Source organism: Acinetobacter sp. 1294596, assembly GCF_000582925.1.
Classification (GTDB): Bacteria; Pseudomonadota; Gammaproteobacteria; order Pseudomonadales; family Moraxellaceae; genus Acinetobacter; species Acinetobacter radioresistens.
The window spans coordinates 115,774-131,566 of record NZ_JFCC01000002.1; the positions used below are offsets into that span (position 1 = coordinate 115,774).

A 15,793-nucleotide genomic window follows, 5' to 3' on the forward strand; every position below is an offset into this window, starting at 1 on the left:
CTCTATCTAAATTTTTCATACCAGCGCTGCGGTACCAGACAGATTTGAGTTTCTTCTTCAGGCCCATTTCCACTTGGTAATATAAGTATACGGCCACCTGTAGCAATACAGGAGTTTTTAGCAGGATTATTATTTCCGCCTCCACCGCTTCCACCGCCGCCTCCGCCAGGACCACCTCCGTCTACACCTCCGCCCGTGCTACCACAGCTGGCTCCTACACATTGATCACCAATCGTAACTGTCTGGATTCCCGCACCTAAATTCCATCTATTCACAGTTTCCATAGCACACTGGCCATAAGGTAAACAAAAGCCACTAATAAAGCTTTCTCCTTTTACGCCTGCGCCACAGTCACCAGATAAACCATCTTTACTACTATCAAAGGTAGAGACATAAAGCTTATAGTTCATTGCTACAGGCGTCCCCATAACTTTCTCACTTTGCAATTTCTGTGATTTAAAGCGATAGAACCAGCCTTTTGTGCTATAAGGCGCCACCAATGTTGTATTATTGTTGCGCGTTGCATCAGTAATTTCTTTTAAACTATTTGTTACTGTTGGTACAGTCGTAATATTTTCTGTATTAAAAGTATTTGTGGAATACAAATCTTTTCGGCCTACATCCTTATCATAAATATTATAAATTGCATCATAATCATAACCTGAACTGCCTACGGTATAGTCTTTCAGAGGCTGACTACGGTTTCCACTACCAATTGAAATCACAGCAAATTTTGTACCATTATAATTATATACAGAGAAGGCTGGAGGGTCATAAAAACGGGGACTTTTCTCTGCTGCATTAAGGTTTAGTAATCGTCTAGGAGTTTTTGCAAAAGAACCGATTGTACTAGCTTGATTATTGATATCAATACGGAATACCTGGCCTCCCAAATCACCAAAATACAAATGATCGGCTAAACCATCAGCATCACGGTCTATCGTTCTAATTTCGCTAACAACACTATATTTGAGGTTATCATCTCTTAATCCAATAACTCCACTTGTGGTGGTAGCACTACTTTGAGTAGCATTTTTGCTGGCCCACCACAATAAATTTCCATTGATCGCATCAAACATATAAACACCAGCACCACGGCTATTCGACTGGTTATAAGTATCGCTTTCAAAACCACTATAAATACCTTTTACACCATTCGAATCACGTGCATCTCCATCTACACCACCAGCATCATACCCCCCACCTACAAACATGACCATCTTGCGTGTACCGCCCCAGTTCACCCAAGTCACTGCTGGTTTTGACCAGCTTTGCCCCATAAAACCCAGTTGGCTAAATGTAGTACTACTGCCGTTGTAATAGACCTTCTGAGTGGCAGGATCAATATGAAATTGAAGCTTAGGATTATTAATATCTCGAAGATCTAAAGCATAGTAGCTTCTACCTCCCATACGTAAGCCACCATATACATACTGTTTACCCTGTTGAGAAGCCTTTCCGGTATTTACTGTCAAGTTACCAGATGAGTCAGGAACATATTCAGTATAAGCAGTCCATGGTCCATCAATTCCGTAAAATAGTTTATTGGTAGTACCATTAGTTGTAGTGTTTTTAAGAAAAGCTTCTTTTTGATTTTCCACCATTTCGTTAGGCACAAAAGCAAATTTTTCTTTTCCTGTAGTAGCATCTACTACATGAAGTAAGCCTTGGGTAGTACCGAATAATACATAGTCCTCTCGATTGGTTGAACCTAGAGTATTATTGGTATATGTCAGTTTACCTTTATTAGTAATCAATAATGGAGAAGAATGCATTACTGCGCCTACCTGACGAAGTTCATCTGCATTTGCTAAAGTTGTACTGGTAATAGTATTCGGCTGGGTTGCATCTACTGCGTATCCTAACAGAGAGATTAAATAGCCTCGGTTTGGGTCATTTCTATACGTAGTATCAGTCAAATAATTTAAGTCTACCGCTCTTAAACTGGTATTGCTACCTGTAAATGTAGCAGAAGTTCCTGTACCCGTAGCAATACGATTAGTAAGTAATTTACGGTTAGCCGTATTTGCTGTAGTGGCTTTTAATAAAAGCTGAGACTTAACACCACCCATCAGTGCAAATTTTCTACTTCCATAAGTAGTTTCGTCTGCATCTTTTAGACCTTCATTTACGCCAGGTGCCCATAAATCATAATTGTCTATAATACGGCCTAGCTCATTAACAATCGGATTACCATTTTTATCCACCAGTTTACCGGTTGAATCAACTTTATATTTCTTTAAATTACCTGCCCAAAGCTGATAACTTTTATCAGGTGTTGGCTGAAACTGAGGATAGTAAGCATAATTTTGTAACTGAGAAGGGTTAAGAGCGTCTCTTGGAATAGTTGGTGAGCCAGTAGTAACAGCTGGAATATCTGTTGATAAACTATTAATAAATGCATTCACACTATTTACGACGTCTTGCGAACTTGAACCAGAGTACCAGCCGCCTTCACCAATAATCCCCCAATATGCAGCTCTTTTTACATTAGTATTAATAGTTCCCAAATTCGCAATATTTTCTTCCTGAGTTAGGTTTTTACTATAAGAAGGTACATCGTTAAAACTCTTACCAAAACCGACTACAGCTGTTTTAAATTTCAGATTTGCAGGGTTACTGTCAGGGTTTAATAAGGTTAATGCGAGCTTATTTAAACAGTCCCAACTGCCACTGTCATCACAACTAAAACTTTGTCCCTTTGAACCTAATGCTGCCTGCATTAAAGGTAATGAACCCGTATCTTGGGTTGGTTCACCATCTGTTAATACATATACACCCTGTCCGCTACATTGCTTGATTTCTTCTGTCTGAGTTAATGATGAGGGAGAAATATATAAAGTTTTTTCATTATTTTTAGTTGGATCAAGTGAATAGCTAAAGCCGCTATTACTGTTTGATGCACTAACTATACCTGTATAATTATAACAAATACCAGTCCTGAAATTCCCATTTGCGCTAAAAGTACAATTTAAAGCAGTAACTGCACTCCCTACAGGAATAGTCTCATTTGTATCTACCCATCCATTACTTGCACAACTGGTATATGTAGAATTCCATAGATTACATTTTTGGTTTTGTACTCTTTGTACATATCCGCCCCAAGTGAGTTCTAAATAAGTATAAGTTCTAAAGTAAGGCATATTAGAAACACGAAGCTGTCTGGAAGCAGTAGTAGTTCCCATTAAATAAGATACTGTTTCTGCATATGAACGAGCAGTGGGGGTATTAGTTGAGGCACTGAGCCCACGGACGTAGCTTAACAAAGTATCTCGTTGTGTCTGGCTTCCGACCAGTGTACCTAAAGCACGAGCAGGTACTAGTATGCGTCCAGTATTATAATAAGTATTGGTATAGACTCCTAAAGTTGACAGGCCAATAATTTTTTCATCACCGAGCCGGACAATTCCTTTTGATGCATTACCCTGTAATAAATCAAAAACACCATCTTTTAATCTTGAAATTCGATCATAACAACGGTAAGTAGAGCCAATTAAGGTACAGCCAGCATCCGGATCTTTTACTAATGCTGAGGCACTATTGGCACTAATCGAACAATAGCTACGAGAATAACCGCCTGGGGCAGTATCCGTACCGCATGAATTGCTAATGCCGTAGTCTTCACTTATTGAACGCGTATCCATACTTCCTGAAATATCTAACATCAGCATAAGAGTGATATCACCCGACCTTGCTTGCTGATAGATGTCAATATCACTGGCACGAGTTACACTGCTGGCTACTAAAGTGGTAGACAATATTGCTATAACTATTGCAATAACTTGTTCATGATATTCTTTTATTTGCTTAAACTTTTTAGTCAATTTCATATCAATCCCCAATTATTTAAAGCTCTGCTCAATCGTGTAATCAGTGACAAGTGTGGTAAATGGTACATTTATACTAGATAAACAAGAAGTTACGCTCTGCCTTACTACAGCATTTGCGGGAATGCTTGCTGCTATATCATTTGGTATTGTGACCTGATTCATTCTAGAGTTTAAACAGGTATTTATTTCAGCATCAGTCCGTGTAGAGAGAGTGGGCATAAGCGACACTGCATAAATACTTACTCTTTTTATCTTTTGCGTTTTATTAAGCTCAGGGTCTCCCCCTTCCGGCAGGTCACTTAAAATTTCTGAACTACTGGAGGATGGAAACTTAACCGCAACTTGGGTTATGACCGCCCGCCGTCCACTGGTAAAAAAGTTTGTATCGGTAGCAGATACATCACAATAACCGTCCAGACCTAATTTATTATTTGTAGGCGCAGTTTTGCCACGTTCCCATTCGATTAGGCTAGCTCGATTAAGATCAAAGAAACTGGCTTGGTCTCCACGGTAACAAAAAACCAGTTCTACATCTTTATTAATATCATTACTGATATACCCGAACATTCCATTTGTACCAAGACTTTGAATAAGGTTATTTGCATCCTCAGTATTGAAAAATACAGAATCCGAGTTTTGCATTAAAAGCTGCTGGGCCTGTCCATTAGTTGCAATATTGAGTGCAACCATACTTTGGCGTATGGCCAATGTACCTATAATCGTGATAGCAACAAGTAAAACAAGTACAACGATTAAAGTTGCACCTCTCTGCCGAGCTCTCATAGGCCACGCTCTCCAAAACCGTTTCTTAACGCAACTGTTTGAGATACAACCTGCCGTATATAATTATTAGTGGTTGTAGATGATTTCACGACTATATTCTTATCTAATACGGTAAATGTTGTGTTATTTCCAGCATTACCATTTGTTCCGGTGGATTGACTTGAACGGGTCAAAATTCCAAGCTGGAGAGATAAAATACGAGGTCGGGGTGAAGCCATTGCCATATAGTCTGCAATAGAGATATAGCGGTAGTTATCCCCATTTTGTATACCAAGTAGAACTCTGAAATAATCTACACGTTTCATAATAATTTCCCCTGCATCACCATAATTGGTAATAGCAGTAGGACTACCTGTAACCGGGTAAAAACCAGCATCACAAGCTAATGCTAGAGCTTGGTTAGGCTCATTTGCTGATACATTAGTGTCGGCCCTCAAGAAGTAGCGCTGGACAATATATATATCTGTAGAGGTGATTTCCTGTCCTTCACAATCAAAGCCACCTATTTCCACTGGTCTATACTGAATGACTAACTGATCACTTAATAATGCTATACCTGCCTCATTAACATTAGATATACCTGTCCATGCTGGTGCTGTTCCCGCCGACATTCCAGTCCCGCTACTTCTAGAAAGTAGAGAGACTGCGGCGGTATTGCCTGTAATAGTGCTGGAGAGATTACTTAAAGGTAACGGAGGTACAGAGGCATCTTTTTGCGCATTAATAGCAGATGTTAAAACAATTCCTCCAAAAGAGACCTGGTCATTTATATCAGCCCGTGTGCTATTTAAATTCGCCAACCGAATATCTCTGACAATATAATTTAAACCAAAATTTGCATTATCTTGTAGATCCGCTACGCCTTGCTGCATCGAATAACTTCTTTGACCTGTAATAAACAGCATAATCGCAGCAGCTGTAATGACAAGCCCTAATGCTAAAGCAATCATCAGTTCAATTAAGGTGAAACCTGCCCTATATTTCAACATTTCTAATATGCCTCCATAATAATGCAGGTCGATGCCGGGTTATAGGCCGTACCATTTGTACAATCACCTGTTCCGGTCCCATCAGTTGCACTAGAATCACCCCATGCAACATAAATGCAATTACGATTATTATTATTTCCCTGACAGTTCATAATATTAATGGTCATACCAAATGAAGCTGCCCGATTAGCCACCTGAGCAACATCAAAATCTGCCAAATCTACAGCTGAACAGTTGTTAGAAAAACAGTTTGTTTTAAAGGCTTTTTGATTTAATGGAAGCTGAACCTGTTGTTGATAGGTTGAAAAAGCATCACGGTTTATTCGTATTCTTTCAGCCAGATCTCGAGCCAAATTGATAGCCTGAATTCTATATGAACCTTCTGAAGTAGCTTCTAGCGCTCTGTATTGCAGAGCAATAAAACCCAAAATTCCAATAGCCAAAATCAGTAATGCCACCATAATTTCAACTAGACCAATCCCTTTTTGATAATTATTCATGAACAGTTCCCTTCTACCGGCTGTTGGATAACCCCCATTTTGGAAATGCTTACTGTTCTTGACAGTTTGGCATTATTTATCTGATCACAGATTACAAAACTTGTATTTCCTGCCGAGTCTTTAACTAAACCATTTAATTGGAAAGTAATAGTTGTTGGAGAGCCTGCTTTCAAAACAGCCTGTCCAGAGGGCATCCAGTGAAATAAGCCTGATGTATCTGGTGCCACACCGGCATTATTAATTTCAGTTTCCAGAACTACTTCTACATCTCTACGCTGTAAGGCAGCCTGAGCACGTGCATTATTTAATACTGACACCAGCTCTCGTGTGCTCTTATTTAAATTTTGTCTTAAAATCATATTTTGAAAAGAAGGGATAGCTATAGTTGTAATAATAGCAACTACCGCAATAGTGACCATCAATTCAACCAACGTAAAACCGCGCTTGAGTTGCATGATCGTCTCCTGTCAAAATTTTGACGTCTTTTAAATAATACAGTTTACATTAACAGAACATATACAGAACAGATAAAGGGTATAAAAAAACAGATAACCGTTATTTAACAACTATCTGTTTTAAAACTTTAAAAGCTAATAAAAATTTATATTTAAGCCTGCGTTACAGGAATTCTTAATTCTTTAGGCAGGCTAAAAGTAATATTTTCTTCACAGCCTGAAAGTTCCTGCGGTGCTTGGGCTCCCCAATCCTGCAGGCGCTGAATTACCTGTTTGATTAAAATTTCTGGCGCAGATGCTCCAGCGGTTACACCAATTTTGGTAGTTTGTCTAAACCAGCCATGTTCCAGCTGATCAGCATTATCTACCAAATAGGCTGTCTTACCCATACGTTCTGCGAGTTCACGTAATCGGTTAGAATTAGAAGAATTGGGGGAACCCACTACTAGTACAACATCACATTGCTTCGAGAGATCACGCACTGCATCTTGGCGGTTCTGTGTGGCATAACAAATATCATCTTTGCGTGGTCCCTGAATATGAGGAAATTTCTTACGCAATGCATCAATTACTTTAGCCGTATCATCAATAGATAAGGTCGTCTGGGTAACAAAAGCAACTTTTTCAGGATTACGCACAATTAAGGCCTCAACATCCTGTTCATCTTCAACCAGATAAATATCGCCACCTTGGCTTTTATCGTACTGCCCCATGGTTCCCTCAACTTCCGGATGACCTTGATGCCCGATCAGAATTGCTTCTATACCTTCACGTGCATACTTGGTTACCTCAATATGAACTTTAGTCACCAAGGGGCAAGTTGCATCAAATACTTTCAGACCACGACGTTCAGCTTCTAGCTGGACTGCCTTGGAAACTCCATGAGCACTAAAAATAACAATATTATCGTCTGGTACTTCATCCAGTTCATCAACAAAGATGGCGCCACGCTGCCGCAGATCATCTACTACAAATTTGTTATGTACCACCTCGTGACGAACATAAATGGGCGGGTTAAAGCATTCAAGTGCACGGTTGACGATCGCAATGGCTCGGTCTACACCTGCACAGAACCCGCGTGGATTGGCCAATACAATTTCCATAAGATCCTCAATGTTCACTTAAACGGCTGAATATTTTTGTCAGAACCCGCCAACTATTTCAGCTCAACTATTTAGTTTAGGCGCGCTCTGCTCTAAAATAGAGAAGATATTTTATCATATCAGGAAAAATATCATGTCGGGTCTATTGTTTGTCGTTTCTGCTGCGTCAGGAACAGGCAAAACATCTCTTGTTAAAGCCCTTCTTGAACGTGTCAGCAATTTGCATGTATCTGTTTCCCATACGACTCGTGGTCAGCGTCCCGGCGAGCTGAACGGTGTACACTATCATTTTACCAGTAAAGAAGAATTTCTGGCCCAAGTTGAAGAGGGCGGTTTTGTAGAATATGCAGAAGTTTTTGGTAATTATTATGGGACATCACAGGCCACTGTAAAAGAACAGCTGGCTAAAGGACATGATGTTTTACTTGAGATTGACTGGCAGGGTGCCGAGCAGGTTCGCAAGATTTTTCCTAATTCTAGACAGATTTTTATTCTGCCGCCAAGTCAGTTTGACTTGCGTCAGCGTTTATCTAACCGCGGTACTGACAGCGTTGAGGTAATTGAACACCGCCTGAGCTGTGCGGTTGAAGACATGCAGCAGTATGTCAATTTTGATTATTTAATCATTAATGATGATTTCAATAAAGCCTTGCACGATCTTGAGTCTGTAATCAATGCTAACCGCCTTACCATGGTCCAGCAAGCTAATCGTCATCAAGGCCTGATCGAAAAACTCATCAGCCCGGTAAGTGAATAAACTTGAGTCAAGCCTAAAAGCATTTTATACTGTGCAGTCTAGCCCAGATTTTATATTGAAATAAACGAGAACTCTTATGGCACGCGTAACCGTTGAAGATTGTTTAGACCATGTAGACAACCGCTTTGAGCTTGTACTAGTGGCAAGCAAGCGCGCGCGTCAACTTGCACGACAAGGCATTGAGCCTACTGTTGAATGGGACAATGACAAACCGACTGTAGTTGCTTTACGTGAAATTGCAGCTGGTCACGTTTCTAAAGATATCCTGAAACAGCGTGATCAGGATTATCAGACTTCTAGCCTTGACTTGGCCCTGTCTGCGAATAATCTGAATCTTGAAGGTTTCTCTTTTCAATAAGACCAAGCTTCTCTAAAAAGGCCTAGTTCAATACTAGGCCTTTTTATTCCAAGGGAATTGAATGTTTTAAAAATCGGCAAAAACAATAGGTCTGATTGAAAAAAATTGCTATTTTTTGCCTGTAAAAAATTGACAAGTGAAGCAATATGATTTTCATTAGAAGATTGTTAAATTTAACTGAAAACTATCAGTAAAGGGTGATTTATGCCAGGCGAAGAGGTCAGCCAAGCCAGATTACAGCTCAAAATGATTATCGATGCGTATTTAAGTCCAGACGACGTCGAGCGTGTACTTGCGGCCTGTGATTTTGCTGATCTTGCACACACCGGCATTACCCGTAAAAGTGGCGAGCCTTATATACTGCATCCGATTGCTGTGACCTGTATTCTGGCACATATGCGTCTTGACAGTGAAACACTGATGGCTGCCTTGATGCACGATGTGGTAGAAGATACCGATTTTTCGAAAGAAGATATTAAAGAAAAATTTGGTCCTGTAGTTGCCGAGCTAGTAGATGGTGTTACCAAGCTAACGCATTCCAGTGATAAACAATATAATAAGGCTGCGTCCTTCCGCAAAATTTTGCAGGCAACTTTACAAGACCCGCGTGTCATTATTATTAAACTGGCTGACCGCTACCATAATATGACTACACTGGATGCCTTACGCCCTGATAAGCGTGCGCGTATTGCTCAGGAAACCTTTGATATATTTGTACCTATGGCGCGTATTGTGGGTATGAACGAGATGGCTGATAACCTCGAGCATTTATGTTATCAGAATCTTGACCTTGATATGTTTGATAATGTTCAGGAAGCACTCAAACAGACCAAGCCAAAACGTTGCCAGTTTCAGGCAATATGGGAACAGAAGCTTGGAGAGCTGTTAAAAGCTTATCATCTTGAAGGGCGAATTAAGAAGAAAGATAACAACATTGAACTATTACGACATTTTGTTAAAAATGAGATGAATCTGCAAGAGCTAACTCATAGCCATGCATTCGAGATTATTTTGCAAAGTATTGCTGACTGTGATCGCCTGGTTGAGGCTTTAGAGCAGAATTTTCAGGTTTTACAGTTTGAAGACCATATCCGTCGTCCCCTGCCCGGTGGTAATCAATCGCTTCTGATGAAACTTAAGGGCGAACAGACTACCTTGTCTTTAACTATTCAGACTGAACTGATGCGTAAGGCCGCGCGCTTTGGTGTGGTATTAGGTGAAAGTGCACCACAAGCTTGCCGCTCGGCTATTCAGGCTTCTATGCAAAATCTGAATACGCTGATTGATGGCGAATGTGCTAAAACCACTTTTAATGATTTACTGGATTATCTGCATCAGGAAAAAATCTGGGTTTATACCCCACACGGTCATCTGCATGAACTTCCTCAAGGTGCTACCGTGGTTGACTTTGCCTATGCAGCCAGCCTGTTTTTAGGTAACCATGCCGTTGGTGCCAAAATTAATGGAGAAATACGACCGCTTTCTACGCCTCTGGTCAGTGGACAGGTGGTTGAGATTATTACAGATGTATTGGCAACTCCAAATCCAGACTGGCTCAGCTTTATCAACACACAAAAAGCACGTCGTGCCTTACAGAATATTTTAAAAGATCAGGATGTTGATGAGCAGCGTTTAGTGGGCCAGCAAGCTTTGAATCGGGCACTGAAAATGTTCAACCGCTCAATAAAAGATTTGTCTGATGCTGATTGGGTTGATCTTTTGCAATGGCGCCATATTGAACATAAAGAAAGCCTGTTTGAACAAATCGCTGTAGGCGATCTGCTACCACAACTGGTTGCTAATCATCTTTATGCTCAGGAACAGGCTGATGAAGAATATAATTCACAACGCCTGATTCAGGGCACAGATGGCGTAGATGTGAAATATGCGCACTGTTGCAACCCGGTCTTGGGTGATCCGATTCAGGGCCATCTGTCACGCCGTGGCTTAATTGTACATCGAGCCCGCTGTAATAATTTAATGCATGAACAGCATCTGCATCCGGAAACAATCATGCCGCTACACTGGAATTCAGAAAGTGAGGAAGAAGTCAGTTTCACTGCTTATCTGTGTATCGACATGGCAATGGATGACGAGCAGATTTCTGACTTGATCTATCAATGTCGTAAAGCCAAGACCGGAGTGGAAATGGTTCAATCGCAGGATGACCGGACCTATGTCAACATCGTAGTCAATAACCGTCGACAGATTGCCCAAATCATTCGCGATTTACGCATGCATTTTGGTTTTCCACGTATTAGCCGTTTGTCTATGCCAGTTGCTTTGGTCCAGAATGCCAGTTAAATCAAGTTGATCAGTTATATCGATTAGTACTTTTGTCACTGCCTGGCATGGTTTATGATCAGACAGGTTAAAAATCAAGGAGAAATCGATGTCCCGCCAAGTGATTCATACTGAAAATGCTCCAGCTGCTATTGGTACCTACTCTCAGGCTATTTTGGTTGGTGAAACACTTTACCTGTCTGGTCAGATTGGTTTAGACCCTTACAGTATGGAGCTGGTCGATGGCATCAAAGCACAGGTTCGCCGGGTCTTTGATAATTTAAAAGCTGTGTGTGAAGCTGCTGGCGGCACATTGGCTGATATTGTCAAACTCAATATTTACCTGACTGATCTTTCCCATTTTCAGCTGGTTAACCAGATTATGGGTGAATATTTTGCTCAGCCCTATCCGGCGCGTGCTGCTTTAGGTGTAGCAAGCCTACCTAAAGGGGCTTTGGTTGAGATGGACGGTATCGTTATTATTAATCAATAATTTATAAAATTTATCAGATCTTTAATCTTAAATAATCAAATCTAAATCATGAATCACTTTGTGCGGCAATCTATGTAATACCCAGATTTCCGCTCAGGTGATATTTCTTTATTCAAAAAGCCAATTAAAAAAATAGCCTTTTTAAATGAATTCCATTGACAAACGATAATAATTATCAATAATATCACTTATCCCGTTTATATTACTGTGGTTAGCGCCGATATGTACGTTTGCCTGTGCCGTGGAATTACTGATCAAGATATCAAAGATGCTGTTGCCAATGGTGCAGAAAGCTATCGTGAAATTCGTGATTTACTTGACCTAGGAACCTGCTGTGGTCGCTGTGCTCCAGAAGCACGTAGTATTATTAGTGATGAACTGTCCGAAATTGCAGCACGTATTTCTGTAGCAGCTTAAGCCCCGAAATATAATGATAATAAAGATTCTTCTTGCGTAAATTAAGGTTCAGCTTCAAGTTTCTTGTGAAGAGAATTAAAAGATTTATGCAAGAACTCTCTCATGATCAATCGATCATCTTCTCCTCCCCGCTTGTGATTTCAGGCGGGTTTTTATTCACTACCATAAAAGCTGCTGTGTTTCTGATTGCGATTTTCATTTGCTGTTCTATAAATTACTCGCCATTCATGGATGGGTTCGCTAAGATAACTCTATAGATTGCCTTATATCTTTCATAAGGCAGAAATTGTTTATGGAGAACTTACAATGAAAGGCAATCGTGATGTAATCAATCAGCTCAACCAAGTGCTTTATCATCAACTGACCGCTATTAACCAGTACTTTTTACACTCTCGTATGTTCAATGATTGGGGGATTGAAAAGCTGGGTTCAGCCGAGTACAAAGAGTCTATTCACCAGATGAAGCACGCCGATAAAATTATTGAACGGATTTTATTTTTAGAAGGGCTGCCAAATTTACAGCATCTTGGCAAACTGTATATTGGTCAGCATACTGAAGAGGTTCTCTCTTGTGATGTGCGTAAGATAAAAGAGAATATTGAAGCCTTACAAAAAGCTGTCTCGTTATCTGAACAGCTTATGGATTATGTAACCCGTGATATGGTACAAGAAATTCTAGAATCTGAAGAAGAGTATTGGGACTGGTTAGAAACCCAGCAGGACTTAATTCAAAGTGTGGGAATTGAGAACTATATTCAGAGTCAGATATAATTTTCTGACTCCAAGATTAAAAAGGGCCTATAATTGTTAGGCCCTTTTTAACATTAAATAATTTTAATATTTTAAGAAATCGTTGCTGTATAGGTGCATCCTCGCACATATTTCTCATCAACGTTAGAAGCACATGTCCATGCCCCATTAGCATCTCGAGTTAAACGAATTTTTTTACCATTAATACCTGGATTACCTTTAGTAAAAGTAAATGTAGAAGTACCTGCTCCACCCGTAGTCCCTACAGCAGCTAAAGCAATTGTTCCGTTAGGATTTGCAGTTTCAGTCATTCCTAGTTTATCAGCAGTTAAATCAGCAGTAGCAGGAAAAGTACCAGTTTCCATAATTTGACTTTCTATATTAGTCTTAAGTGAAGTTAAAGTACTTAAACCAGAAGCAAAATTACTTCTACCGACATAATTCTGATATTGTGGAATCGCAATTGCTGCCAAAATACCAATGATCGCAACCACGATCATGAGTTCGATTAAGGTAAAACCTTTTTGTGTATTCATAACATTCTCCACCACATGTGTTTTTTATATAGCTGTACAGCTAATTTATATATAGCACTAACTGTGCCAAGGCATATTATAATTATTTTTGCTACAAGAACAGTCACTTATATAAATAAAATTTTTTACTTCAATCTATCTCCAATTTAATTGTCATAAATTGACAAAAATTGTCACTATCAGTCTAAAAATACGTCTCATTAATTTAATATAATAGGACAGTTTTCTATTTCATTATCATCATCAATGACCTGGTTCACATAAAAACTGTTTAAAACCTGTCCAATACTTAATACACCTTCTACCACTGCCTTACGGTACTGCTGCTGTTTTAAACCGGCAGTAATCTGCTGACAGATTTCATTCCAGGTATGCTGCTCAGTAGCCTGTTTTATGCCACGATCAATTACAATCTCAACAGTACGTTCACACAGGTTCAGATATAAAAGAACACCACTATTATATTCGGTATCCCAGACGCCTAACTCTGCAAAAAGCTGTCGGGCGCGCAAACAGGTATCTTGACTATAGGCCTGCTGACAGGGAATATGACCTTCAATCACTACCTGAATTTCACCGACATGTCCCTGTTCAGCTTGTTGTACTGCTTGGGCAATCGCATTCTGGTCTTCACGACTGAAATATCGCTTGCTGGCTGGCATATAAAAGAAGTGTTTAAACCAGCGTTTTAAACTATGAGAAGTTTTCTCTTCTAATTTTGGCTGTGTGACAATCTCTGTCGTATCTGTTTTAGTTACCATGAGCCTGATGCTCCTCCCCCGCCAAAGCCACCGCCTCCACCACTGAAACCACCGCCACCAAATCCGCCTCTGCCACTACCGCCTCCACCACGTGAAGCAATAAACAGATGTAGTATGGTCTGGGCAATTGAAGTAATCAGTAAAAAGAAAATCCCAAAACCGAGTAATAAACTGGTAATTATACCTGCACCATTTACCAGACCTGCAGCCACTGCAGCTACACCAGCAGTGGAAGCACTTAAACGATTACCGACAATAAATGAACCGAAAATACCGGCAATTAAAATAAACAGCCCCATGTTAAAGGTGCGCTCTTTAGCTTGCTGCTCATGCAGTGCCTGTTCTTGTTGTAATTTCAGCTGCTCGGCCGCCCGCTGTGCAATTTCGGGATCAAGGTTTAAAATACGCTCAATCTCATTTAAACCGGCATTAATTCCCTGTACATACTGCCCCTGTTTAAAAAAGGGTGTAATCTGATTACGGATAATCCTACTTAGCACAATATCAGGTAATACGCCCTCAAGGCCATATCCTGAAAGAATTTGAATGCGATGGTCATTTACTGCGATAGCCATTAACAGTCCATTATCCTGTTCGGCTGAACCCAGTTTCCACTGGTTTGCAGCACGCATAGCAAAGTCAAAAATATCTTCTTGTCCTGTAGTGGGTACAATAATTATTCCAACCTGTGCCTTACCCTGCTGATAAAGATTTAAAATTTTCTGGTCAATTGCCTGCTTTTCAGCAGCAGTAAGAAGTCCCGCCTGATCTACTACTGGTTGATTTAAAGTCGGTAATCCACGAATAGACTCACCTTCCGCCATATCATTATTAACTTCAGGCGTTTTAGTTCGTGCAGTCGTAGACACGGGGTCTGTCGCGGTATGGCTGGCCTGTTGCTGGTTTTGTAAAACCTTACCTAACACCACAGCTTCAGTTGTGTCATTTTCTACAGGTTCACTCCAAACTGCTTGACCGCCTAGCAGGACTATACTGAGCAAACACAGCCGTATAATACAAAAAGGGATGGTCGCTTGAGCTGCAAATTTATTCTGCATTATCATCCCCCTTTTTTAAGTTTATTCAAAAGATACTGTTGGAGCTTTTTGTGCACCAGCTTCAGCAGTAAAGTTTGGTTTAGGTTCCATACCAATGACTTTTGCTGTCATAACCTGCGGGAACTGACGGGCATAAGAGTTAAAGTCCTGCACGCTGCTAATGTAGCGGTTACGTGCTACAGCAATACGGTTCTCGGTACCTTCAAGCTGGACCTGTAAATCACGAAACTGTTCATTTGCTTTCAGGTCAGGGTAGTTTTCTGAAACTGCAATCAGGCGTGATAACGCACCGGTCAACTGGCTTTGCGCCTGCTGATAGCGTTGAAATAATTCAGGATCTTCCAGTACTTCACGATCTACTTTTAGCCCGGCCACATTGGCACGCGCTTGAGTTACTTCAGTGAGTACCTGTTCTTCGTGTTTGGCATAGCCTTTAACAACATTGACCAGATTCGGTACAAGATCAGCGCGGCGCTGGTACTGGTTTTGTACTTCAGACCAAGCCGCAGTTACTGCCTCATCTTTCACCTGTAAAGTGTTATAACCACAGCCTGAAAGGCTTAATGTACTGGCCAGAATGAGAGCGATTAGGCTTTTACTCAGCATTTTCATGCAGCTATCCTCTAATATTTATTTGTATTTGTTCATTTAAATTCATTGTAAATATAATTTAAGCTATTTGTGTTGCTTTATTTTAAAGATGAGCAAGGAAATTCAAGG

General features: G+C 40.3%; 16 protein-coding genes. 6 read left to right on the forward strand and 10 right to left on the reverse strand.

Going from position 1 to position 15,793, the window contains the following annotated elements:
- Window positions 1–2: 2 nt before the first annotated feature.
- The 6 genes from J502_RS01885 to ispH form a co-directional block, all read right to left on the reverse strand.
- Window positions 3–3,830, reverse strand: coding sequence for a pilus assembly protein (locus J502_RS01885; RefSeq protein WP_026443883.1), 3,828 nt, complete (start codon window positions 3,828–3,830; stop codon window positions 3–5).
- Window positions 3,831–3,842: 12 nt separating this feature from the next.
- A complete protein-coding gene (locus J502_RS01890) occupies window positions 3,843–4,613 on the reverse strand; it encodes a PilX N-terminal domain-containing pilus assembly protein (RefSeq protein WP_026443884.1) in 771 nt (256 codons plus the stop codon).
- On the reverse strand, window positions 4,610–5,602 hold the full coding sequence (locus J502_RS01895; protein WP_026443885.1) for a PilW family protein: 993 nt from the start codon (window positions 5,600–5,602) through the stop codon (window positions 4,610–4,612). Before J502_RS01895 ends, J502_RS01890 begins: the two co-directional genes overlap by 4 nt.
- 2 nt (window positions 5,603–5,604) lie before the next feature.
- Entirely contained in the window at window positions 5,605–6,102 is a 498-nt protein-coding gene (pilV, locus tag J502_RS01900) for a type IV pilus modification protein PilV (protein ID WP_034593473.1), read from the reverse strand.
- A complete protein-coding gene (locus J502_RS01905) occupies window positions 6,099–6,557 on the reverse strand; it encodes a GspH/FimT family pseudopilin (protein ID WP_034682914.1) in 459 nt (152 codons plus the stop codon). Before J502_RS01905 ends, pilV begins: the two co-directional genes overlap by 4 nt.
- A gap of 152 nt (window positions 6,558–6,709) precedes the next feature.
- The gene (ispH, locus tag J502_RS01910) at window positions 6,710–7,660 is read right to left on the reverse strand and encodes a 4-hydroxy-3-methylbut-2-enyl diphosphate reductase (protein WP_005018168.1); all 951 of its coding nucleotides are present in this window, start codon (window positions 7,658–7,660) and stop codon (window positions 6,710–6,712) included.
- 133 nt (window positions 7,661–7,793) lie between these two features.
- On the opposite strand from ispH, the gene gmk reads away from it, so the two are divergent.
- The 6 genes from gmk (at window position 7,794) to bfr (ending at window position 12,739) form a co-directional block, all read left to right on the forward strand.
- Window positions 7,794–8,417: a guanylate kinase gene (gmk, locus tag J502_RS01915; protein ID WP_034682915.1), complete on the forward strand. Its 624-nt coding sequence runs from the start codon at window positions 7,794–7,796 to the stop codon at window positions 8,415–8,417.
- Window positions 8,418–8,493: 76 nt separating this feature from the next.
- On the forward strand, window positions 8,494–8,775 hold the full coding sequence (gene rpoZ, locus J502_RS01920) for a DNA-directed RNA polymerase subunit omega (RefSeq protein ID WP_005024277.1): 282 nt from the start codon (window positions 8,494–8,496) through the stop codon (window positions 8,773–8,775).
- A gap of 204 nt (window positions 8,776–8,979) precedes the next feature.
- The gene (locus tag J502_RS01925) at window positions 8,980–11,079 is read left to right on the forward strand and encodes a RelA/SpoT family protein (RefSeq protein WP_005018147.1); all 2,100 of its coding nucleotides are present in this window, start codon (window positions 8,980–8,982) and stop codon (window positions 11,077–11,079) included.
- Between the two features lie 88 nt (window positions 11,080–11,167).
- A complete protein-coding gene (gene ridA / locus J502_RS01930) occupies window positions 11,168–11,551 on the forward strand; it encodes a deaminase RidA (RefSeq protein ID WP_026443888.1) in 384 nt (127 codons plus the stop codon).
- A 222-nt stretch (window positions 11,552–11,773) separates the two neighbouring features.
- Window positions 11,774–11,968: a bacterioferritin-associated ferredoxin gene (locus tag J502_RS01935; protein WP_005018142.1), complete on the forward strand. Its 195-nt coding sequence runs from the start codon at window positions 11,774–11,776 to the stop codon at window positions 11,966–11,968.
- A 306-nt stretch (window positions 11,969–12,274) separates the two neighbouring features.
- Window positions 12,275–12,739: a heteropolymeric bacterioferritin subunit Bfr gene (bfr, locus tag J502_RS01940; protein ID WP_034682918.1), complete on the forward strand. Its 465-nt coding sequence runs from the start codon at window positions 12,275–12,277 to the stop codon at window positions 12,737–12,739.
- Between the two features lie 71 nt (window positions 12,740–12,810).
- Here the strand turns inward: bfr and J502_RS01945 are convergent, their stop codons facing one another.
- The 4 genes from J502_RS01945 to J502_RS01960 form a co-directional block, all read right to left on the reverse strand.
- Window positions 12,811–13,254 (reverse strand): pilin, encoded by a 444-nt coding sequence (locus J502_RS01945; RefSeq protein WP_034682920.1) that lies wholly within the window; start codon window positions 13,252–13,254, stop codon window positions 12,811–12,813.
- A 200-nt stretch (window positions 13,255–13,454) separates the two neighbouring features.
- The gene (locus tag J502_RS01950; protein WP_034682923.1) at window positions 13,455–14,015 is read right to left on the reverse strand and encodes a TPM domain-containing protein; all 561 of its coding nucleotides are present in this window, start codon (window positions 14,013–14,015) and stop codon (window positions 13,455–13,457) included.
- Entirely contained in the window at window positions 14,009–15,073 is a 1,065-nt protein-coding gene (locus J502_RS01955) for a TPM domain-containing protein (protein ID WP_034682925.1), read from the reverse strand. Before J502_RS01955 ends, J502_RS01950 begins: the two co-directional genes overlap by 7 nt.
- Window positions 15,074–15,094: 21 nt before the next feature.
- Window positions 15,095–15,685, reverse strand: coding sequence for a LemA family protein (locus tag J502_RS01960; protein ID WP_005018078.1), 591 nt, complete (start codon window positions 15,683–15,685; stop codon window positions 15,095–15,097).
- Window positions 15,686–15,793: the final 108 nt, after the last annotated feature.